The sequence below is a fragment of the Roseibium sp. AWQ4_290 genome, from assembly GCF_056160985.1.
The window spans coordinates 23,918-45,317 of the sequence record NZ_JBSWYG010000033.1; the positions used below are offsets into that span (position 1 = coordinate 23,918).

The 21,400-nt window shown below is 59.3% G+C and carries 23 protein-coding genes and 1 tRNA gene; 13 read left to right on the top strand and 11 right to left on the bottom strand.

Annotated features, from left to right (window positions below; translation table 11 throughout):
- Positions 1 to 95: 95 nt before the first annotated feature.
- Both ACXAH0_RS23965 and ACXAH0_RS23970 read right to left on the bottom strand, forming a co-directional pair.
- Complete coding sequence (locus ACXAH0_RS23965) at positions 96 to 1,277, bottom strand: Fic family protein (RefSeq protein ID WP_475195607.1); 1,182 nt, start codon at positions 1,275 to 1,277, stop codon at positions 96 to 98.
- Between the two features lie 361 nt (positions 1,278 to 1,638).
- Positions 1,639 to 1,713, bottom strand: a tRNA-Gly gene (locus tag ACXAH0_RS23970).
- Positions 1,714 to 1,956: 243 nt separating this feature from the next.
- Between ACXAH0_RS23970 and ACXAH0_RS23975 the strand changes: the two genes are divergently transcribed.
- The 5 genes from ACXAH0_RS23975 (at position 1,957) to ACXAH0_RS23995 (ending at position 6,086) form a co-directional block, all read left to right on the top strand.
- On the top strand, positions 1,957 to 2,478 hold the full coding sequence (locus tag ACXAH0_RS23975; RefSeq protein WP_475195609.1) for a prolyl-tRNA synthetase associated domain-containing protein: 522 nt from the start codon (positions 1,957 to 1,959) through the stop codon (positions 2,476 to 2,478).
- 232 nt (positions 2,479 to 2,710) lie between these two features.
- Positions 2,711 to 3,721, top strand: a complete 1,011-nt coding sequence (trxA, locus tag ACXAH0_RS23980) for a thioredoxin (RefSeq protein ID WP_475195611.1) — start codon at positions 2,711 to 2,713, stop codon at positions 3,719 to 3,721.
- 82 nt (positions 3,722 to 3,803) lie between these two features.
- Positions 3,804 to 4,517 (top strand): LON peptidase substrate-binding domain-containing protein, encoded by a 714-nt coding sequence (locus tag ACXAH0_RS23985; RefSeq protein ID WP_475176315.1) that lies wholly within the window; start codon positions 3,804 to 3,806, stop codon positions 4,515 to 4,517.
- A gap of 63 nt (positions 4,518 to 4,580) precedes the next feature.
- Complete coding sequence (locus ACXAH0_RS23990; RefSeq protein ID WP_475176310.1) at positions 4,581 to 4,790, top strand: Trm112 family protein; 210 nt, start codon at positions 4,581 to 4,583, stop codon at positions 4,788 to 4,790.
- Positions 4,791 to 5,624: 834 nt separating this feature from the next.
- Positions 5,625 to 6,086 carry an Lrp/AsnC family transcriptional regulator gene (locus ACXAH0_RS23995; protein WP_475195612.1) on the top strand — a complete coding sequence of 154 codons (462 nt, stop codon included), beginning with the start codon at positions 5,625 to 5,627 and terminating at the stop codon, positions 6,084 to 6,086.
- Between the two features lie 134 nt (positions 6,087 to 6,220).
- Here the strand turns inward: ACXAH0_RS23995 and ACXAH0_RS24000 are convergent, their stop codons facing one another.
- Positions 6,221 to 6,517 carry a YggT family protein gene (locus ACXAH0_RS24000; protein ID WP_475176302.1) on the bottom strand — a complete coding sequence of 99 codons (297 nt, stop codon included), beginning with the start codon at positions 6,515 to 6,517 and terminating at the stop codon, positions 6,221 to 6,223.
- Between the two features lie 242 nt (positions 6,518 to 6,759).
- Here ACXAH0_RS24000 and ACXAH0_RS24005 point away from each other — a divergent pair, with 242 nt between their 5' ends.
- Positions 6,760 to 7,578, top strand: a complete 819-nt coding sequence (locus ACXAH0_RS24005) for a MipA/OmpV family protein (RefSeq protein WP_475176298.1) — start codon at positions 6,760 to 6,762, stop codon at positions 7,576 to 7,578.
- Positions 7,579 to 7,714: 136 nt separating this feature from the next.
- Here ACXAH0_RS24005 and ACXAH0_RS24010 read toward each other — a convergent pair whose 3' ends face one another.
- The 6 genes from ACXAH0_RS24010 to ACXAH0_RS24035 all read right to left on the bottom strand — a co-directional run bounded on the left by ACXAH0_RS24010 (position 7,715) and on the right by ACXAH0_RS24035 (position 12,914).
- Positions 7,715 to 8,545 carry a pentapeptide repeat-containing protein gene (locus ACXAH0_RS24010; protein WP_475195613.1) on the bottom strand — a complete coding sequence of 277 codons (831 nt, stop codon included), beginning with the start codon at positions 8,543 to 8,545 and terminating at the stop codon, positions 7,715 to 7,717.
- 465 nt (positions 8,546 to 9,010) lie between these two features.
- Positions 9,011 to 10,024 carry a patatin-like phospholipase family protein gene (locus tag ACXAH0_RS24015; RefSeq protein WP_475195615.1) on the bottom strand — a complete coding sequence of 338 codons (1,014 nt, stop codon included), beginning with the start codon at positions 10,022 to 10,024 and terminating at the stop codon, positions 9,011 to 9,013.
- Positions 10,025 to 10,072: 48 nt separating this feature from the next.
- A complete protein-coding gene (locus ACXAH0_RS24020; RefSeq protein WP_475195616.1) occupies positions 10,073 to 10,855 on the bottom strand; it encodes a 3-hydroxybutyrate dehydrogenase in 783 nt (260 codons plus the stop codon).
- Positions 10,856 to 11,022: 167 nt separating this feature from the next.
- Positions 11,023 to 11,910, bottom strand: a complete 888-nt coding sequence (locus tag ACXAH0_RS24025) for a 4-hydroxy-3-methylbut-2-en-1-yl diphosphate synthase (protein ID WP_475176278.1) — start codon at positions 11,908 to 11,910, stop codon at positions 11,023 to 11,025.
- Positions 11,911 to 12,036: 126 nt separating this feature from the next.
- Positions 12,037 to 12,222 carry a hypothetical protein gene (locus ACXAH0_RS24030; RefSeq protein ID WP_475195618.1) on the bottom strand — a complete coding sequence of 62 codons (186 nt, stop codon included), beginning with the start codon at positions 12,220 to 12,222 and terminating at the stop codon, positions 12,037 to 12,039.
- Positions 12,222 to 12,914: a hypothetical protein gene (locus ACXAH0_RS24035; protein ID WP_475195619.1), complete on the bottom strand. Its 693-nt coding sequence runs from the start codon at positions 12,912 to 12,914 to the stop codon at positions 12,222 to 12,224. The genes ACXAH0_RS24030 and ACXAH0_RS24035 overlap by 1 nt, the downstream gene beginning before the upstream one ends.
- A gap of 216 nt (positions 12,915 to 13,130) precedes the next feature.
- Here ACXAH0_RS24035 and ispG point away from each other — a divergent pair, with 216 nt between their 5' ends.
- The 7 genes from ispG (at position 13,131) to queF (ending at position 18,851) form a co-directional block, all read left to right on the top strand.
- On the top strand, positions 13,131 to 14,390 hold the full coding sequence (ispG, locus tag ACXAH0_RS24040) for a flavodoxin-dependent (E)-4-hydroxy-3-methylbut-2-enyl-diphosphate synthase (RefSeq protein ID WP_475176263.1): 1,260 nt from the start codon (positions 13,131 to 13,133) through the stop codon (positions 14,388 to 14,390).
- Between the two features lie 23 nt (positions 14,391 to 14,413).
- Complete coding sequence (gene pdxY / locus ACXAH0_RS24045) at positions 14,414 to 15,313, top strand: pyridoxal kinase (RefSeq protein ID WP_475195630.1); 900 nt, start codon at positions 14,414 to 14,416, stop codon at positions 15,311 to 15,313.
- A complete protein-coding gene (locus ACXAH0_RS24050; RefSeq protein WP_475195620.1) occupies positions 15,306 to 16,043 on the top strand; it encodes a DUF429 domain-containing protein in 738 nt (245 codons plus the stop codon). Before pdxY ends, ACXAH0_RS24050 begins: the two co-directional genes overlap by 8 nt.
- Before the next feature lie 217 nt (positions 16,044 to 16,260).
- Positions 16,261 to 16,950, top strand: coding sequence for a 7-cyano-7-deazaguanine synthase QueC (gene queC, locus ACXAH0_RS24055; RefSeq protein ID WP_475195622.1), 690 nt, complete (start codon positions 16,261 to 16,263; stop codon positions 16,948 to 16,950).
- Positions 16,943 to 17,329 (top strand): 6-carboxytetrahydropterin synthase QueD, encoded by a 387-nt coding sequence (gene queD / locus ACXAH0_RS24060; RefSeq protein ID WP_475195623.1) that lies wholly within the window; start codon positions 16,943 to 16,945, stop codon positions 17,327 to 17,329. The genes queC and queD overlap by 8 nt, the downstream gene beginning before the upstream one ends.
- A complete protein-coding gene (gene queE / locus ACXAH0_RS24065; RefSeq protein WP_475195625.1) occupies positions 17,326 to 18,054 on the top strand; it encodes a 7-carboxy-7-deazaguanine synthase QueE in 729 nt (242 codons plus the stop codon). Before queD ends, queE begins: the two co-directional genes overlap by 4 nt.
- Positions 18,055 to 18,383: 329 nt before the next feature.
- Positions 18,384 to 18,851, top strand: coding sequence for a preQ(1) synthase (gene queF / locus ACXAH0_RS24070; RefSeq protein ID WP_475176229.1), 468 nt, complete (start codon positions 18,384 to 18,386; stop codon positions 18,849 to 18,851).
- Positions 18,852 to 18,920: 69 nt separating this feature from the next.
- Here queF and ACXAH0_RS24075 read toward each other — a convergent pair whose 3' ends face one another.
- Together ACXAH0_RS24075 and ACXAH0_RS24080 are read right to left on the bottom strand one after the other, a co-directional pair.
- Complete coding sequence (locus ACXAH0_RS24075) at positions 18,921 to 19,904, bottom strand: hypothetical protein (RefSeq protein WP_475176224.1); 984 nt, start codon at positions 19,902 to 19,904, stop codon at positions 18,921 to 18,923.
- Between the two features lie 96 nt (positions 19,905 to 20,000).
- On the bottom strand, positions 20,001 to 21,128 hold the full coding sequence (locus ACXAH0_RS24080; RefSeq protein ID WP_475195628.1) for an endonuclease/exonuclease/phosphatase family protein: 1,128 nt from the start codon (positions 21,126 to 21,128) through the stop codon (positions 20,001 to 20,003).
- Positions 21,129 to 21,400 lie beyond the last annotated feature (272 nt).

A 21,400-nucleotide genomic window follows, 5' to 3' on the forward strand; every position in this document is an offset into this window, starting at 1 on the left:
TTCAACCCGTCGCGGAGGTCACTCCCGCACTCTCACTCTAATTCCTCAAAGTACATCGAACGTTGTTGCGACCCTCTCTTCGTTTTAAAATCAGATTACAACTCGGTTAAAGGATCAGTTCCTTCACTGAGAATCAGGAGATATCGCCGATAGCCAAACACACGTCCCCGCTTGCGACCAGTCACCTCTTCGACGATACCCAGCCGCTCCAGGTCCGCGAGTGCCGCATTTACGGTTGGCATGGTGAGCCCTGTTTGCTCGACGAGTTGCCCAGCAGTCAAAAAGGGATGTTGTTGAAGAAGGTCATGAAGACGCAAGGCCGAGCCTGCCCGATCGCTCTGAGCAGTTATTATTTCCCGATCATCTTTGAACAACTCGACAATGCGGGTTGAAGCGTCGAACGCCTGGTTCGCCGTTTCTGCAATGCCTTGAAGGAAAAATTCGAGCCAGGCCTCCCAGGCTCCTTGCTCTCGCACCTCCTGCAGAAGACGATAGTAGTCGGACCTGTTCGATTTCAGATACAGACTGAGGTAGAGAAGCGGCCTTTTCAGCACCCCGTGGACGCATAGGTAAAGCGTTACCAATAGCCGACCGATACGGCCATTACCGTCCAGAAAGGGGTGAATAGTCTCGAATTGAACATGGAGCAAGCCAGCCTTGATCAGCGCAGGCAGCTGAGATCGATCCTCATGCATAAAAACTTCAAGCGCTTCGAGACAATTGTCGAGTTCATTGACGGGCGGAGGGACAAACAGTGCATTGCCCGGACGATTGCCGCCGATCCAGTTCTGAGAGCGCCGGAATTCTCCCGGGTTCTTGGTTCCTCCGCGTCCGCTTTCGAGCAGGCGGGCATGCATCTCCCGGATGAGCCGAAGCGAAAGCGGTAGTTCATTCAACCGCTCCAGGCCATATATCATCGCATCGACGTAATTCGAGACTTCGCGAACGTCATCCACCGGCTGCCCGGCCTGTGCCTCCGCCTCGAAGCGCAAAAGGTCAGTCAAGGTCGATTGCGTTCCCTCAATCTGAGATGAAAGCACGGCCTCTTTTCGGACGTACATGTACAGGAACAATTCCTGACGTGGCAGAATGGTCGTGATGCCATCGAGCCGGCCGAGAGCCCTTTCGGCGCTGGTCAAGTGCGGAAGGAGCGGTAGAATATCAATCGGAGGGGTTGGCGGCAGCGGCGGAGGCACAAAGGCTCGTACCGGCTCCCCCCCGACGCTTGTCTCTACAAATCGGCCCAGCCGCGAATCTGTTGCGTGTGTCTCTGCCATCTGTTCAATATGGACGGCGCGTCTTATTTAAGCAATTGTCACTTGGCTTAATTAGAGATCATGCTAAGGTAAGTCGGCTTAATTAGCGATACGAAGGTGAGAAGGGAGCTACACACGTAAGCACGACAATGGCTTCACGAGAGCCATTTAAAATGAAGCAAGTGTGTTCAAGGAATGCGTTTGGCGGACCTGAATCAAAGGGCTGCAAGGTGCCTGCAGGTCAAAAAATTGCTGCGCCGCACACAAGGCAAAATGCCTTCAGTTGCTTCCCCCCTGCTTCCCCGCTTACGAGAAAGGGGCCGGGGAAGCAAAAAACGCCCCGAAAGGCGTTTTCTAAGCCTCAGAAATCACTGAGGAAATTTGGAGCGGGCGAAGGGATTCGAACCCTCGACCCCAACCTTGGCAAGGTTGTGCTCTACCCCTGAGCTACACCCGCATATGTGACCGGAGCGCTTTGGCGGGACCGCCTCTGCGTCGGTGGCGCAGTATATGAACTAAGCCGGAAAGGATTGCAACAAGGAATTTGAAGAATTTTTTTTAGCTGTCTTTGCTGTGGACGGACTGTGCATTCCAATCACCAAGCCGTTGGAAAATTGCCGCTTTTCAAGGCGTTTTCTCCTTGTCCCGGCAGCTTGAAACAGGCTAGACAGCCCGGAGCTGAGACAACACCGGGAAAATCATGCCAGCAACACGCGCCGAATTGATGGCCTTTTTGAAGGACCTGAACATCGAAGTGACCACGGTCGACCACGCCCCGGTGTTCACCGTGGCCGAGTCCGGCGATCTGCATGAAACGATCCCGGGCGGGCATACCAAGAACCTGTTCGTGAAGGACAAGAAGGGCCGGCTGTTTTTGATCGTCGCTCTTCATGACGCGGAAATAGACCTGAAAAAAGTGCACCAGATCATCGGCGCCCAGGGCCGTGTGTCCTTTGGCAATGCGGATCTTCTGGGCGCCGTTCTGGGCGTCGAGCCCGGCTCTGTCACCCCGTTTGCCCTGATCAATGACCGCGCGGCGCAAAAGGTGACGCCGGTTTTTGACGCGGCCATGATGCAGCACCAGATTGTCAATTATCATCCTTTGAAGAATGACGCGACCACGACCATCCGCGCCGGGGACTTGATCACCTTTGCCAAGGCGTGTGGCCATGAGCCGAAGGTGCTGGCGGTCAGTGCCGAGGCGCAGGAGGCCGGGCTCTGAAAGCCCGCGGGAAAAAGACGGTTTTGGCCGGATGTGGCCAGTTCTTGGCAGGAATGGCCTTGAGCCCTGGAGGAAAGCCTCTTCCCATGGGTGAATAGTAAACAAGGCTTGAGAAAAGCGCCGGGTTTGTATTTCCGGGCGCAGCGCTCCATGTTAGGAGCACCTTTATGGATGTAAGCATGACGACAGGCCGGGGGCACCCGAACCGGCCGGACAAACACGAGGCGGGCAGATGAGCAATGGCAACTACAGCGTCGGCGGCCAGGTGAGCGGCGGCTTCGGCGCCAGCATGGGCGGCGGCGGATATGGCGGCCAGGGACATGGTTTCAGCGGCGGTGGCGGCGGCAATGACGGCGGCAGCAGCGCGCCGGGCGGCGACCTGATCTTCGACGTGACCACCCAGACCTTTCTAGCAGATGTTCTGGAAGCCTCCCGCACCCAGCCGGTTCTTGTTGATTTCTGGGCGCCCTGGTGCGGCCCGTGCAAGCAGTTGACGCCGATCATCGAAGACGCCGTGCGCGCTGCTGGCGGCACCGTCAAGCTGGCCAAGATGAATATCGACGATCATCCGGAAATCGCCGGGCAGATGGGCATCCAGTCCATTCCTGCCGTGGTGGCCTTCAAGGACGGCCAGCCGGTGGATGGCTTCATGGGCGCCCAGCAGGAAAGCCAGGTGAAAGCCTTTATCGAGAAGCTTGGCGGTCCGGCCCCGGCCAATCAGGCCGACGCCTTTCTGGAGCAGGCAGCGGAGCTGTTGAGTGCCAAGGATTTTGGCCAGGCCGCTCAGCTTTTCGGCGCGGTGATGCAGATGGAACCGGACAATGTGGCCGCCATTTCAGGCCTTGCCCAGTGCTATCTCGGCGCCGATGAACTGGAGCGGGCCCGGCAGGCGCTGGAGCTGGTGCCGGAGGACAAGCAGACGGACGAGGCCTATGTGGCGGCCAAGGCGGCGCTGGACCTTGCCGAACAGGCAGCCTCCCTCGGCGACCTTGCCGAATTCCAGGACCGGATTGCCAAGGACCCACTGGATCATCAGGCCCGGTTTGACCTGGCCCTCGGCCTTAACGGCAAGGGCGACAAGGAAGGCGCGGTGGATCAGCTGATCGAGATCGTGCGCCGGGACCGGGAGTGGAACGAGGACGCCGCCCGTAAGCAGCTTCTGCAATTCTTTGAGGCCTGGGGCTTCAAGGATCCGGCAAGTAATTATGGCCGCCGCAAGCTTTCCGCCGTTCTGTTTTCTTGACGGCTGCCGGTTCTGACACATCTAAAGGCAACGGGCCGGAGAACGTTCCCCGGTCCCGGGAGAACAACAAGAAGGCGTGAAAATGCAGGCGGGAAATGCCATCTACGACACCATCGCGGACCTCCCCCCGGTTCTGCCTGTGTTTCCCCTGCCGGGCGCGCTGCTTCTTCCCCGGACCCAGCTGCCGCTGAACATTTTTGAGCAGCGCTATCTGGACATGATCGACACCGCCCTTGCTGGCAACCGGCTGATCGGCATGGTGCAGCCTGCCAGCGCGAATGGCAGGACCGCCGGCGGAACCGGCTCCAACGCAGACCTTGACGCAGGCTCCGACCGGCCGGTTCTGTCCAGCGTTGGCTGTGTCGGCCGCCTGACCAGCTTTCAGGAAACCGGGGATGGCCGCTATCTGGTCACGCTGCAGGGCATCACCCGCTTTGCCCTTGGCAAGGAAGTGACCGCCTACAGCACCTTCCGCCAGGTGGAATGCGACTTCGCCCCCTTTGCCCGGGACCTGACCTGCGGTGATGGCGAAGAGGATGTCGACCGCACCGGGCTTTTAAAGACCTTGCGCAACTATCTGGACGCCAACAATCTGGAGGCGGACTGGCAAAGCGTGTCGGAAGCCGAAACCGAGGTACTGGTCAATGCCCTTTGCATGATGTGCCCCTATGGCCCCCAGGAAAAACAGGCTCTCCTGGAAGCCCGCGACCTGAAGACGCGGGCGGAAACCCTGATTGCCATCACCGAAATGGATCTGGCAAAGTCCCAGAACGAGGGCGGCTCAACGCTGCAATAGCTTTGCAGAGGCCTGCCGTTCCGAACCACGTCATGACCTGATTTCCTGAAGAAAGACACGCCAATGACCGACCCGAAGGATGCCGAGGACCCGGCTGACCGGCCCGTTGACCGCAAACTGCTGGAATTGCTGGTCTGCCCGGTGACCAAATCCTCTCTGGACTATGATGCGCAGGCCAGGGAACTGATCTCCCGTGCGGCCAAGCTCGCCTACCCGATCCGGAACGGCATCCCGATCATGCTGCCGGACGAGGCCCGTAAGCTCGACGACTGATACCAACCTGAATAGATAGGAACCGATCTGACCGTTTTTGGGGACTGTTCGGCAAGGAGCAGGTTGCAGGGCGATATGGTTTATCGTTCAAAACCTGGGACGCAGCTGAACAGTCCTCAAACACGGCCTCGGTGGCCTGCTCCGGCCCGCCGGACTGCGTTGCGCCGCTTGAACGGCCATAAAGGCCGTCCTGCGCAACGCGCCTTGCCGGCCAATCCGGACCAGCGCCATCAGATGGGTTTCTATCTATTCAGGTTGGTATGAAGCACTCTAGCGGCCTCAAGAACAAACGGCAGGCTTCGCTTCTTCTTTCTTCAACAACGTCCCCTGAAGCCGTTTCCCGGCAGCCCGCCGGGATACGATGGGCCCTGACCAGGCCGGCCCCAATCAGGCCCCAGGCTCAAGGCCGCGGCGGCGGAAAGAACGGGAGTGAAAAACACGGCTCCCGCAGACCAGCCCTGTGCCGTTCTCAAGAACATCTCTCCAACCCGCATTTCTTTTACATGTCTTTTGCAAACTTTGCGGCTTAGAGCCTCGTGCGATCAGTCTGCACGATTTGACCGGATCTGCTTTGTCTGCTGAGGAGGCGGATCGCGCGCCTTGGTGTTTCCCACCACAAGTGCGACCCAACGATGTCAGCGGGCAAAGCAGACCGGCCCCTCGGGTGATGGAACGCAGCCCATCGGCGGCGTTGCGTCGCTTGACCGATACACCGCATCCCGCTGCGCAAAGTGCCTTGCCGAAGGATCTGCTTTCCAGCATCAAATGGTGCAGACTATTCGCACGATGCTCCTGACCTTTTTCTCAAGCCCCACAATCACGAAAGATCCTTTCATGGCAGATCTGGACAGAGCCGACCGGAAGATCCTGCGGCTCCTGCAGCTCGATGGGCGGCTGACCAATGCGGAGATTGCAAAGGCCGTCAATGTCAGCCCCGCCACCTGCCACCGGCGCCTCCAGCGGCTTTTTGACGAAGGCATTGTGTCCGGCATCACGGCACGGGTTCAGCCCGACGCGGTGGATTTGAGCGTCCAGGTGCTGGTGGGAGCGGTTCTGGAGAAATCCACGCCCGAAAGCTTTGAGGCCTTCGAGGCGGCAATTCTCAAATTTCCCTTCGTTCTGGAATGCCAGTGCGTCGCGGGAGATTTTGACTATTTCCTGAAAGTGCGCGTGAAGGACATTGCCGATTTCAACACCCGTCACCGTGCCCAGTTGCTCACCCTGCCCGGCGTGCGCCAGCTGCGCAGTTTTTTTGTCTTGAAAGAGGTCATCGAAAACGCGCCGCTGGACTTTTGAGACAGAGCACCTTGCCGCAAAAAGGCGCCACCGGCCCGAAAGACACCGCCTAAGCAGCAAAAAGCCCGGACCACCACCCGGCCCGGGCTGGCTTGATCAGCCGGATCTCTATCAAGTGTGGTTGGTCTTCAGACTCAGTATCCGCTTACAAGGGGCAGAATGTTGATGACGATAATCTGCCGGAGGAAGATGATGCCGAGCAGCAGAACAACAGGAGAAATGTCGATCCCGCCCAGATCCGGCATGAACCTGCGGATCGGCCGCAAGGCGGGCTCGGTCAGATTGTAGAGCACCCGCCCGATCGAATTGATCAGCTGATTGCTGGAATTCACGATGTTGAAGGCGTAGAGCCAGGAAAAGATCGCACTGGCAATGATCACGTAGGTATAAAGCTCCAGCGCGATAAGGATAACATTGAATAATGCGGTCATGGTCTGGTCCGTTGCCGTTATGAGTTCTTTGCACCTTCATGTAGCTCCCGGACCGCATACCTGCAAGATCGCCGGGACAAGAAGACCCAATTGTTTGCCGTCCTGACCCCGCCCGGACCACCAGCTCCGATGTGTGCGGTGCCAATATGCAACACTTGTTCAAAACCCGGTTTCCTTAGGGTTTGAGTAAGGCGGCTTCGTGTTATCTTTGCGGCCAATGTTTTCCAATTGGATGTGGCCGAATGTTCAAACTCTTGTCGCACGCCGCGCTTGCCCTGTCGCTTGGCGCCCTTTCCCTTGGGGCTGTGTCCGGCACAGCTCAGGCCCAAAGCGGTGAAGTGTCCGCTCAAGATGCTACACGGCAATTTGTGATCGATCTGGGCATTGGCGCCATTGTGAAGCCAAAATATGAATCGGCCGATTCCTATCTGGTCTATCCGATGCCGCTCGTCTCGGTCGGCCGGTTCTACCTGCCGGGCCTCGGCCAGGTGGTCGACGGACGCCGGCGCACCGGTGTGTTCTTCTTTCCATCCTTCAACTATATCGGCGAGCGCAAGGCAAGCGACAGCTCGGACCTGACCGGAACCGACAAAGTCGACTGGGCTCTGGAACTCGGTCTGGGCGGTGGATTCCGTACGGAGCATTTCCGCGCCTTTGCTGAATTGCGCCAGGGCATTAACGGCCACCACGGCCAGGTCGGCCAGCTCGGTCTCGACGGCATCATTTATCCGGCCGAGAAATGGGAACTCAGCATCGGCCCGCGCGCCGCGTTCGCGTCTGAGGACTACATGGAGACCTATTTCGGCGTGAGCGCCCGGGAAGCCGCCAACAGCGGCGGCCGCTTGAGCGAATATGATCCGGGCGCCGGCTTCAAGAGCATCGGTGTGGCAGCCCGCGCGAGCTATGACTGGAACGATGATGTGCGCCTGCACCTGCGCGGCGGCTATGACCGGCTGGTGGGCGATGCCGCCGACAGCCCGATTGCCGATGCCGGCAGCAAGGACCAGTTCAGCATCGGTCTCGGCGTGACCTACCGCTTCGCTTTTGACGTCTTCAATTAAGCGCGGTCAACCGCACTTCCAAAGGAGCCCGGCCTTCGAAAGAAGCGCCGGGCTTTTTTGAGCGTGCCGAGCAGCCTGCGCACCGCTGCCCTGCCCGTCTCGCTAACGCCCGTAAATAAAACAAGCAGGCCGAGCGTCAGTAAGAACAGTCGGGCAGCGTGATGCCCTTGGGCAGTTTGGTCGTCTTATCGCCGCACGCGCCCAGAATGCGGCCCGGATCCAGATTGGAGGCCCCGGTCAGGTCGGCACCCACAAGACGGGTCCGGCGCAAAAGAGCACCGTCAAAATTCACCCCGGTCAGATTGGCGCCGGTGAGATCCGCGCTCACCAAACGCACCCCGGAAAAATCCGCATTTGAAAAATTCGCGCCGACTGCCTTGATCCGGTCAAGCTTGGCATGGCGCAAACGGGCGTTGCTGAGATTGGCGCCGGATATGTCACCGCGCTCAAAATTGATCTGATCCATCTTCGCCCCCTTGAAGGAGGCCCCTGGCGCCATGGTGCGGATAAAGCCCGAACCGCGTAGATCCGCCTCGTCAAATATGGCCCCGTTAGCCGTGCTCTCATTCAGGTCCGCATCCCTGAGGTCAACATCCGTCAGATTGGCCCCGGAGAGATCGGCCTTTTCCAGGTCAGCGGAGCGCATGCTCGCCCCGGAAAAATTGGCCCCGGAAAGATCGGCCCGTTCCGCTTCGGTCCGGCGCAGATCCGCCCAGCGGAAATCCGCTCCTTGCAGAACCGCTTCCTTCAGATCCGTTTCCCTCAAATTGGCCCGCGAGAAATCAGCCTGCTCTACGTTGAGATAACGCAATTCGGTCAGCTGCAGATCACATCTGGAGCAGCCCGCATTTTCCTTGATTTCCGCCATCTTCTTCTCGTCGCTGCCCGCGAGGGCCGCATTTGAAAAGGACCAAAGGGCAACAACGCCCATGAAGCCGGCCAGAAAATGCGTAAACCTGTCGCTCATGCTGACACCTTTGTCTCCGGTATTCCCAGAAAATGGGAAACAATCCCGGCAGTTTAAAGACCAGGTCTTTTCAGAAAATTGAGATGTGACAAATAGAGCAAAAAAGCCTTTGGGGAACCTGCCAAACCGCCAGAAACAGTCTTTAGAACAGCAACGGAAGAACTCGTTTCGCCGGCCCCGCCCCCGGATAGAAAGGGTTGGAAGAAACGGGCGGGGTCGCAGGTGCCCGCTTCTTCCAACCACATAAGGCGCTGACGACGCACAACCTGACAATCAGCGTGACCAGTCAAACGCAAAAGCCTTGCCAATTCGTTTTGATCTCGCCTTTTCCAGATCTTGGGGCATCGCCTCAGAAGAATCACAAGATATTGACGCCGTTAAGGAAGAATTCACGATACCCGCATTGCATTCTGCAAGGCCGCTTGCGAACAGGGCTAAGAAAAGGTTAACGGACGGAGAGCCGCCCTAGCCGAATTCTTCCCTGAGATCCACGGTCGACCGGTTGCCAATGTCGTCGTAATGCACATCCAGCCAGTCTTTTGCCGTCTGGCGCCCCAGATCGCGCAGCTCGGTCAGAAAGGCCCATTCGGCATTCATCTTGGAAGACGCCTGCAAGGGCTTGAGCTCATGCGCGGAGATCCGGTGCATATGCACCTTCATATAGTCTTCCGACGACAGTTTTCCTTCTTCGATCAGACGGGTGACAAAATCAATCGCCCGCAATTCCCGCAGCAGAGTGGAATTGAAGGTGATCTCGTTGAGCCGGTTGACGATTTCCCGGGCAGACCGGGGCACCTCGCGCCGTTCCGTCGGATTGATCTGGATAAGGACCACATCGGGCGTGTCGGAGTTGTAAAAGAGCGGGTAGAGCGGCGGATTGCCCATATAGCCCCCGTCCCAATAGGGCTCGCCGTCAATTTCAACGGCTTGGTAAAGCTGAGGCAGACAGGCCGAAGCCATGACCGCGTCGAGCGTGATGTCCTCTTCGCTGAACACCCGGATCTTGCCCGTAAAGACGTTGGTGGCGGCCAGATAGAGCTTCAGGCCCACGCAGGCGCGCACCTTCTCAAAATCAACCATCTTCTCAACCACATCCCGCAAGGGATTTAGATTGAGCGGATTGAATTCATAAGGCGAGGCGAAGCGGGACAGGACGTCGAAATAAAGATAGCTCGGCGAATAATCCAGGCTCCAATTGCCGAGCAGCACGTCAAAGGGCGAACGGCGGATCGGGCTGAACCGGGCTTCTCCGCTGACCTCGCGCCAGAAGGCTTCCAGGCTGGCTCGGGCCCCGTCTTCGCCCCCGGCCTCCAGCCCGCTGGCCAGAACAACCGCGTTCATGGCCCCCGCAGACGTGCCGCTGATCGCTTCGATCGACAGACGGCTGTCTTCCAGAAACCAGTCAAGCACACCCCAGGTGAAGGCGCCATGGGCGCCTCCCCCCTGCAGGGCCAGATTGATTGTCTTTGTGGAGGCCATGACAGGGTCCTTTCGCTCCGGAACACCGGACAGGGTCAGTGGGCAGGGTCAGTGGGCAGTCCAGCCGCCGTCAATCGGCAGAACAGCGCCGGTGATGGAGGCGGCCGTCTGCGAGCACAGGAACACGGTGTAGCCGGCCACCTGCTCGATGGTCACGAATTCCTTCGTGGGCTGGGCCTTCAGGAGCACTTCCTTCTTGACCTCCTCCTCGGTCATGTTGCGCGCCTTCATCGTGTCGGGGATCTGCGCTTCCACAAGCGGCGTCCAGACATAACCCGGGCAGACTGCATTCACCGTGATGCCCTGCTCGGCCACTTCCAGCGCAACCGTCTTGGTCAGTCCGGCAATGCCGTGTTTGGCGGCCACATAAGCGGATTTATAGGGCGAGGCGACCAGCGCATGGGCCGACGCCGTGTTGATGATCCGGCCCCAGCCGCGCTGTTTCATGCCCGGCAGCGCCGCGCGGATCGCATGAAAGGCGGAGGACAGGTTGATTGCAATGATCGCGTCCCACTTCTCGATGGGAAACTCGTCGACCGGTGCCACGTGCTGGATGCCCGCGTTGTTGACCAGAATGTCGACCGAGCCGAACTCCTTTTCCGCATCGGCAATCATACCGGCAATCTCATCGCCCTTGAGCATGTTGGCCGGTGAATAGGCGCAGCGCACCCCAAAATCCGCCTCGATGGCGGCACGGGTCTTCTCGATCTCGGCGCCGTCCCCCAGGCCGTTAATGACCACATTGGCGCCCTGCTCAGCAAAGGCACGGGCGCAGCCAAGCCCGATCCCGGAAGTGGATCCGGTGACTACAGCGGTTTTGTTGGAAAGCATGTGAGAACTCCCGGGAATTGAAAACTGACGAGGGGCACACCCCTCCGCATCATGTAACCACTAACCGCTGCGCTGCAACATCCCAATGACGAATTGCGCTGAATAGCGCCAGACTGCCGCAGAGGAAGGCCCGCTGTGGAACAAAATCATCGTCGCCCTTCTTGTGATCAGTCCCGCTTCAGCGTGCGGGCCCCTGCAAGCGCTTTGCGCGCCCGGCTGCGGGCCGCATCCCGCTGAGCTTCTGCCTGTGCCACATCCGACGGGCGCAGCCCCAGGCGTGCTGCGAACCGCTCCCGGATCAAACCGTAAAAGGTCGCGTGCAGGCTGGCGAACACCCAGACGATGATCAGCATGGAGCCCATCGGAAAGACCGCTGAGCGGATCTGCTGCCAGATCTGGCTGGCGGGCAAAAGGCCATCGCTGACACTCAGCACGAATCCCCAGACAAACACCAGAAACCCGGCCAGCAAACTCATGACCAGAGCCGCAAAGGCCATAGCCCAGCCGAGCCCGGATGTCGCCCGCCAGCTCTCCTTGAGGGTCAGGGGATCGTCAACCGCCGCCGCCGGCAGAACCACGGAAAGCCGCTGCACCACCATCAGGGCAATGAAGGGGGCAAAGACCATCAGCAGCCCGCCGATGCCCGCTGTGACGGCGGCCAGAAGGGCGGATGCGATCATCAGGGGGATCAGGGACACAAAGCCGATCAGGCCCAGCACGATCTGGTAGACAATCACACTGATGGTGCGGCGGCCAAAAGAAACCGGAAAATCCTTCACCCCGATCAAAATCCGGCGGACATAGGCAATGGCAATGGCAAACCCGATCAGGATGTTGGCACACGCGGCCAGCGCCCGCAGCGCTCCTTCATCCGCCTTCATAACCGGCTCGGTCATGTAGGAGACGGTCGAAAAGCCTGCAGCCGGCATCAAAGATGCGCCAATGGCGAAATTCAGGGCCAGAAGCAACAGCATATAGGCCCAGCCTGTCTTGAACAGCGTGCCTGTATTGTGCTGCGCCAGGGAGACAGCCCGTTCCAGAACAGTGATGAACATTCGCGCCCCGCTTCTGATCTTTTTCCATCAGGGCCAGTCCATACGCCCCTGCCCGTATAGCAATCTCAACTGATAGAAACCGATCTGATAAAACTGGTATCAAGTCAGAATTTAGGGGAGATCACCTCAGACTTGAAGGGGCAGCGCGGCCGTGGGCTCGGCCCCCGGGTTCAGGGCCACAGATCGATTGAACGCCGCGGCGATCACCGCAAGCACAAAGACAAACCCAAGCGACAGCAACAGGGATTTGAGGGCAAACCAGACCAGAGCAACCCGGGCAACAGCCTCTTCCTCCAGCAGCCCGTTGACCATCAGCGGCAGCTGATATGAGTTGAAATATAAAACGGCCCACCAGACAGGCAGGAGAAGGCCGCCTGCCGTAAGCGCCATCGGCCATCCAAATCCTCTAGCCTGCCGGAAAGCTGACAAGCCCCCCAGGGCTGACCGGAGACCGCGGCTGGCAACACGAAGGCGACCCGCATCAAAGCAGGCAGCAGAAGGAGAAGCAGCAACCCGGCCAGCACAGACGGAACAAGAGTGATCATAAAAACGTAGTCGCCCAGGCCGTAATAAACCTCCAGAAAAGCGGGCACCCAAGTGTTTTCCGCCAAATATCCGTGCAACGAAAGCCACTGATAGACGAGGACCACGTTGCCTGCCGTTACGTTCTGGACCAGCCAGAGCATCGCTCCTGCACAGCAAGCACCACACAGACAGGTCAGTGCACCGGAAAGCGATACCGGAGCCCTCCGTTCCGCAACGGACGAAAACCAGAGAGCGGCTGCCACGCCCCAACACAAGAACCCTGCGGCGGTGTAGACGATCGGGACCACCCCTTGAAAGCCGGGATCCAGAAAAAACACGATGTAAAACCCCAGGAAGACGAAAACCGTCTCATGAAAATTGAAAAAGAACAGTAAGATCAGCAAGCTGGACGCAAGACCTGCATTCGTGACCATCAAAGAAAAGCTGTCTTTGATCAGACGTCCCATCACCTTGAACAAAATTCACTCCATCTGCCGGCAGCCCCACGCCGACGCACTTGAGCACGGATTTAGGCAAAGATTGTCAAAATTTGCAATTGAAAAGACCCCTTCCGCCAGCTTTCAACCGCATGCCCTTGCGGCCCTTTTCGCAGCAAAAGCAAATCCGATACTGGAAACTTTGTCCGATTTCCCTCATATGGTGGGCAAAAGCGACAAAACCGGTTGGCTGCCTTGATGATTGATGATTTTGCAAAACCACTGCCCCGCCGCAGTTCCGTGGGTGTCATGGTCGGCAATGTGAAGGTCGGCGGCGATGCCCCCATCGTGGTCCAGTCCATGACCAACACGGACACTGCCGACGCGGATTCAACAGTGGCCCAGGTTTCGGCGCTGGCCCGGGCGGGTTCTGAAATTGTCCGCATCACCGTTGACCGGCCCGAAGCTGCGGCACAGGTTCCGCATATCAAGGAACGGCTGCAGCGGATCGGCATTGATGTGCCCCTTGTGGGCGACTTCCACTATATCGGCCACAAGCTGCTGACGGACTATCCGGACTGCGCCGCCGCGCTCGACAAATACAGGATCAATCCGGGCAATGTCGGTTTCAAGGCCAAGCGGGATACCCAGTTTTCCCAGATCATCGACATTGCCCTCAAACACGGCAAACCCGTCCGCATTGGCGTCAACTGGGGTTCACTTGATCAGGAACTCCTGACCCATCTGATGGACGAGAACAACAAGAAGGACGCACCGGTTTCCGCTGCCGCTGTTCTGCGGGAAGCCATCATCCAGTCTGGCCTGATGTCGGCAGAACGCGCCGAAGCGCTCGGCATGGGCCGGGACAAGATCATCCTGTCTGCCAAGGTCAGCCAGGTTCAGGATCTGATTGCCGTTTATGCGGATCTGGCACGGCGCTGCGACTATGCGCTGCATCTCGGCCTCACCGAGGCCGGCATGGGCACCAAGGGCATTGTATCGTCCGCCGCCTCCATGGGCATCCTGCTGCAGCAGGGGATCGGCGACACGATCCGCGTGTCCCTGACCCCTGAACCGGGCGGCGACCGCACCCGGGAAGTGCAGGTGGCCCAGGAGCTGCTTCAGGTCATGGGGTTCCGTGCCTTCGTGCCTGTTGTGGCCGCTTGCCCCGGCTGCGGCCGGACGACCTCAACCGTCTTCCAGGAACTGGCAAGCGAGATCCAGGACCATATCCGCGACTCCATGCCCATCTGGCGCGAGCAATATCCGGGCGTTGAAAGCCTGAATGTCGCGGTGATGGGCTGCATCGTGAACGGGCCGGGCGAATCCAAACACGCCGATATCGGGATTTCCCTTCCCGGCACCGGCGAAACTCCGTCTGCGCCGGTCTTTGTCGACGGCGAAAAGGTCACCACCTTGCGCGGGGCCGGCATTGCCGACGAATTCAAGCAAATGGTTCTGGACTATATCGAAAAGCGGTATGGCACCAGTCCCACGTCCTCCTCCGACGCGGCCTGACCGGGCCCAGGGACCCAAACATGATGCAGCAGCCGGGCGTGCCCGAGCCACAGAAAAAGCCGCTCCTCGTCATCACCTCCCAGGTGGTGCGCGGCGGCATCAGCGGCCGCGGCCTGACTTTCGCGCTGGAACGGACCGGCCACGATGTCTGGTTCCTGCCCACCGTGCTGCTGCCCTGGCATCCGGGCCATGGCAAGGGCACACGGATCGTCCCACCGGCGGACAGCTTCGCGGATCTTGTGGAGGATCTGGCCGGCTCTGCAAAATTGTCCGAGCTCGGCGGCGTCATGACCGGCTATCTGGGATCTGCCGATCAGGCAGAGCCCATTGCCCGCCTCGTGAAGGCGGTCAAAAAAGCCAATCCGGATGCGCCATACCTGTGTGATCCGGTAATCGGCGACCATGGCAGCGCCTCCGGCGGCGGCCTTTACGTGCCCAAAGCCACAGCCGAGGCCATCCGCGACGCGCTGCTGCCGCTTGCCGATATCGCCACCCCGAACGCCTTTGAGCTGGGCTGGCTCACAGGCCGGGATGTGACCAGCGAGCTCCAGGCGCTTTCCGCCGCGCGCTCCCTCGGCCTTGACCGGGTTCTGATCACCTCGTCCCCGGCCCTGCGCCGCAACGCAATCGCCAATCTTCTGGCCGGTCCGCGCGGCGCAGTTGCGGCGGAACACGCGGCAATTGACGCCCCGCCCAACGGCACCGGCGATCTGATGGCCGGACTGTTTCTGGCCAATCATCTGGCCAGGTACGACGACGAAGAGGCCCTGAAACGGGCCTCCGCCTCCGTTTTCGAGCTGGTTGCGCGCAGCGTGAAGAAAGGCGCCGACGAATTGCTGTTTGCCGAAGAACAGCAATCGGTGGTCCGGGCCATGGCCCTGGTCACCTCCCGGCGTGTGCTTGAAACGAAAGCCCGTGCCTGAATACCAAGACATCCGGGTGGCCGGGGTCGATGGCTGCAAGGCCGGCTGGGTGGCCATTTCGAAAAGCCTCTCTGGCCCGGCGGATCCGAGCCTTGAGATTTATCCTTCGTTTGACGCCCTTTTGCTGGCTGAACCGTTCCTGACGGTCATAGCAACAGACATGCCGATTGGCCTGCCGGACAGGATCGGTCCCGGCGGGCGGGGGCCTGAAAAAGCCGCCCGCGCCCATCTGGGCCTGCGCCAGTCCTCCGTCTTCACCGTGCCTTCCCGGTCCGCCGTTTATGAAGAAGACTACCGGGAAGCCTGCAATACGGCCCTGAAAACCTCAGACCCGCCAAAAAAGGTCTCCAAACAGTGCTTCTATCTCTTTCCCAAGATCCGGGAAATCGACGCCGTGATGACGCCTGCACTGGAGGCCCGTGTCTTTGAGGTTCACCCCGAGCTTGCCTTCTGGCGGCTGAATGGCGGACAAGAAATGAGCCTGCCCAAAAAGATCAAAAGCCGCGCCAATCCGGCCGGGCTTGACCAGCGCAAGGATCTTCTGGCCACCCACGGCCTGCCGCAAACCTTCCTTGACCAGCCTCCGCCCAAAGGCTGCGGCCGGGACGATCTGCTGGACGCAGCCGCCAATTGCCTGATTGCGGAACGGATCTTTCACGGCACGGCCGAACCGTTTCCAAGAGACTTCCAGCGCGATGGCAAGGGCCTCAGAATGGCGATCTGGGCGTGAGCTTCGAAGACAATGGACACCGGGTGTCAACAGGACAGGAGTGCCCGGACTTTCAACCCCTTGAGGCCAAGGACCGGCGCGGTCCGGCCGCTCGAAGCAGAAAACCGCAGCTTTTTCCTTTCCTTTTCGCTCAAACCTGCTAAAAGGCGCGCCGCCCATGGATATGGGCCACCGGTCGCAGCCTACCCGGTGCCAGCGAAAACAAGGGACCACATCGTTGAAAGCACTTGTCATCTGTTCCGGCGGAATGGATTCCGTCACCCTTGCGCATAAAATGGCGCAAGACCATCAGCTTGTCGGCCTTGTCTCTTTTGACTATGGCCAGCGCCACAAGAAAGAACTGGCCTTTGCGAAGGCCTGCGCCGAGAGGCTGAACACCGAACATATCCTGATGGATATCACCACGATCGGCCGCCAGCTGACCGGCTCGGCGCTGACCGACAGCGTGGATGTGCCGGATGGGCACTATGCCGAAGACACCATGAAAATCACCGTGGTGCCCAACCGCAATGCCATCATGCTGACCATTGCCTATGGCATTGCCGCCGCAAGAGGCGCCGATGCCGTGGCGACGGCCGTTCATGGCGGCGACCACTTCATCTATCCCGATTGCCGGCCCGCCTTTACCGAAAGCTTTGAGACCATGCAGCGCAATGCGCTGGACGGCTATGCGCAGATCCGCCTGTTCACGCCCTATGTCAATCGCAGCAAGGCAGATATTGCCGCCGAAGGGCTCGCGCTTGGCCTCGACTACCGGACCACCTGGTCCTGCTACAAAGGCGGGGACAAACATTGCGGGCGCTGCGGCACCTGCGTGGAACGGCGCGAGGCCTTTCACCTGGCCGGCGGCATCGACCCGACCGACTATGCCGACCCAGAGTTCTGGAAAGCGGCCTGCCATGTATAGGATCACCAAGGAGTTTCACTTTTCCGCCTCCCACCAATTGAAGGGGCTTGGAGACGAACATCCATGCGCGCGCTTCCATGGCCACAATTATGTGGTCGAGGTGGAACTTGCCGCCAATGAACTCAACGCCGTTGGCTTTGTGCGCGACTATAACGAGCTGAAGGCTTTGAAAGACTATATCGACAGCACCCTGGACCACCGCCATCTGAACGACGTGCTGGGGGATGAATGGGTGACCGCCGAGCGGCTTGCCCGCCACCTGCACGACTGGTGCAAGGCCCTGTGGCCGGAAACCATGGCCGTGCGGGTGAAAGAAACCCCGAAGACCTGCGCCGAATACCGGCCGCTGGTCTATATGCCCGTGGAGGCCCGACCATGATCGGCAGCACCATTCGCGTCAACGAGATTTTTGGCCCGACCATCCAGGGCGAAGGCGCCCTGATCGGCCAGCCGACCGTCTTCGTGCGCACCGGCGGCTGCGACTACCGCTGCGCCTGGTGCGACACCCTGCATGCGGTGGACGGCCGGTTCAGGGAAGAGTGGGTCCCCATGACCCCCGCCGCCATTTTGATGCAGGTGGAGATCCTGTCCGGCGGCACCCCGCTGATGGTGTCCCTGTCCGGCGGCAATCCGGCGATCCAGCCCCTGGGCGACCTGATCGCCCTTGGCCGCGCACAAGGCTACCGCTTTGCCCTGGAAACCCAGGGCAGCATCGCAAAGGACTGGTTCAACACGCTGGATGTTCTGACCCTCAGCCCCAAGCCACCTTCAAGCGGAATGGAGACTGACTGGCAGAAGCTGGCGGAATGTGTGGACGCGGCCGGGTCCGCCCCCCGGATTGCGCTCAAGATCGTGGTCTTTGATGAGGCCGACTATGCCTATGCCAGAGACACGGCTGCGCGCTACCCGGACCTGCCTCTTTATCTGCAGCCCGGCAATCACACGCCGCCATGCCCGAACGGGGAGACGGGCGCCATCGATATGGGCGGCATATTGGAGCGCATGCGCTGGCTGGTCGACAAGGTCACGTCCGACCGGCTTTATTCAGCCACCGTCCTGCCCCAGTTGCACACGCTGTTATGGGGCAATCTGCGCGGAGTGTAAAAGAGTGAGGGAGCTGCCGCTCATACTCCCTCCTCTTGAGGAGGATGCGGCAGCAGCAATGGCAGCTGAGACATGCAGACAGCCAACTCTCTTCAGGCTGTTCCGGCCTTTGAGCCGGGACCTGCCGCAGGTTGGGGGTGGGGCTTTGGAGAGCAGAGGCCCTGCACCAGGTGCGGGACCGCGCCGGGCCAGGAAGGCTGACGCAGCAAAGACGTTCCGGGGGCTGCGAAGCAGGGGCAACAGTGCCCGTTTCCCCGGCAGGCAGATACACGACGCCAGAAATATCATCATGTTCCAACCTCACCATAAGGCCCGTCCGGGAGACACCCATGTCCGACAAGAGCATTTATGAAAACCTGACCCAGCTCGGGTCCTCCACAGACCTGCCGGATGATCCGGACAAGGCGGTTCTGGAAAAGGTGCCGAACCCGCAAGCCGGCACGCTCTACATGGTCCGGTTCGTTGCCCCGGAATTCACCTCGCTGTGCCCGATCACAAGTGCGCCCGATTTTGCCCATCTGGTGATCGACTATGTGCCAAGGGCGTTTCTGGTGGAGAGCAAGTCGCTGAAGCTCTTTCTCGGCGCCTTCCGCAATCACGGCGCCTTTCATGAAGACTGCACAGTCTCCATCGGCAAGCGCCTCGTGGATCTTTTGGACCCGGAATGGCTCAGGATTGGTGGCTACTGGTATCCGCGCGGCGGCATTCCCATCGATGTCTTCTATCAGACCGGCCCGGCCCCGGAGGACGTCTGGATCCCGGACCAAGGCGTAGCCCCCTATCGCGGGCGCGGCTGAAAGACACCCGCTTTCAAGACTCGCTGCCGTCCCGGACCAAAGGCCCGGGCGGCGAAGTCCTGCGTCCGCTCAGGCGGCCGGGGCGGGCGCCGGGCCGGGACCGCTTGTCCGGTCTCCGGCAAGCGCCTTGTCCTTGATTTCCTGAAACTTTCCGGACAGGCCCGACAAGTGCTGATCCCAGTCGGGGCTCGGCCTCTGACCGGCAGTGACCTTGAAGAACACCTGCATCATCAGCGTGACCGCCAGCGGCTCAAGCACTGCCGCCTTGACCGCCCAGGCAAAGATGACGGCAAAGACGAGACCGCCCGCCCCCCAAGAGCCGGGCATGACATAGGCAAGACCGGCGGCCGGGACCAGCATCACGAAAAACACCACAAAGGCCAGGAAATAGGTCAGGAGCGCGATAAAGGCCGCGTTTTTCAGCATGACCTTGTAGTTCTGGCCATAAAGCACAAGGGCCTCGCGGGCCGACGCCCAGGCATTGTCTGAACGGGTCCGGATCGCGTGCGCCAGAATAACCTCATCCACGAAGCCAACGGCCACCTTCAAGAAGGCCCGCAGCAGCGACGCCAGGCCATTCAGCCCGGGAATGGGCAGGAGGGAGGCAATGCCCTCGATCAATCCGCTGATAGCCCGCACCACGCCCTTGATCAACTGGTCCAGCGCAAACAGAGCGCTGGACTGGACAAACCGCTCCTTCACCACCGAGGCGCCATAGACAATCTGTCCCTGGCCACCAGGCAAATCCTTGCCCTTCAGAAGCTCAACGAGCACGGCAATATGCCCGGCCTTAACCGTGTAAAGCAGGTATTCGCGCAGGAAATAAATCACGGTGGAGGTGAGACCAAGCCCGGCAACCCCACCCCAGACTGCAAAACTGGCCTGGCTATCTGGACCGCCCAGCCAGCCGATCCCGTAGCCAATCCCGGCTCCCAGGCCGGTGACAACCACATAGGCCACGGCGAAACCGCCATAAATCAACGCTCTGAAAATCAAATAAGGATGGGTCCGCACCATCAGCCCAATGGCGCGGCTCAACTCAAATTCCCACATAAACCCGTCCTGTTTGCCTCTTGCTCCCGCAACAATCGGCGGACTGTAGAGACGGACGCTGGCCGCATTAAGGCAAAGACACTGCTGAAATAGCGCTCACCCGCCAATGATGTCTTTCAGGTAATGCTCGGAAAAATCCGTCTCGATCTCGATCCACAGCGGCGGATGATCCGACATCTGCCAGGTGCGCCATTTCCGGTAGCGGGCTTGCGACGTGGTGGCGGCGAATTTCGGATTTTTCTCCTTGTCCTTTTTGGGCACATATTTGCTGTAGAGCTTCCGGTCTTCCGCCGTATCGGTGAACACATCCTCGAACATGTCGATCATGCCACCAGCCGTCACCTTGAACCGGTCATCCTTCACCCGAGTGGCGATCTGATCGTAATAGTGATCATCCTCGGTGCGGACCTTGTCGCCGTCGATCTGTTCAGGAACCACAAAGTCATTGCTTTTCAACGCTTCCATGGTCTGGTGTTCCGGACTGACCACGTTGAAGTCGCCCAGCAGAATGTAATTTTCCACATTGCCGAGCGTGTCCCGGGTCTGCCTGTTGTCCTTGTCCTGCCGGTCGGCAAAGAACTTCACCAGCCGCTTGATTTCCTCAATGCGCCGCTTCAGTTTGGCGCCGGATTCGCTGCCGAAATAGATATGCACGGTGCACAGGCTGAACTTGAACCAGCCGGACTGGAACGCCACCAGAAACGGCGTTCGGGCCAGCTGATTTTTCACGCTCACCGTCTCGACACTGCCATCTTCGTTCTTCTTGGTCTTCTCGCTCACCACCAGCTGGCCACCCGGCAGAACGACTTCACCGGCGATCTTCCGGAACCAGACTTTTTCCGTGTTGTAGAGATAGGCCATGCGCTCATTGTTGCCGCCCGGTCCCTCGGTGGCATCGGTGACGATATAGTCCCATTCCCGGCCCAGAATATCCATCAGCGTACGCAGCGGTTCCAGATCCCGGTTGACCTCCTGCAGCGCCACCAGATCGAAATGGGAAATCATCTCGGCAAGATAGTAGAACGTTTCCGGGAGCCGGGGCCCCCATTTGAATTTGTTGGAATCGAAATCGCGAATGTTCCAGGTTGCCAGAAGCAGCGTCTCATCCCGCTTGCGCTCGCGCAGCGGTTTCAATCTCTTGCGGATCGCCAGCAGCCGCTCGGCACAGCGCTTGGCCTCGGCCTTGTTTTTAATACGGCGGAGACCTGTATAGTTCAAAGACATATTGAGAACTCCCACTGTAAAAACAAACAATAAAAAGATGCATCTTGCCCAAAGCAAGAAAAGCACCTGAAATCAATGCCAGAAGTCTCTCAAATTTAAACCGGGAGAGGAAGGAAAAAAGTCCACACGTCAGATTGCATTTTCTGGCTGTATTTTTATTCAGCTGGACACCCGCAAAAACCTCGCCATTGGAGGTGATTTCTGATTCACTTCGATCATGGAGGTGTTTTCATGGATCCGAGCAGTCTTTTCAGTTTGTCCGATCATCTTGA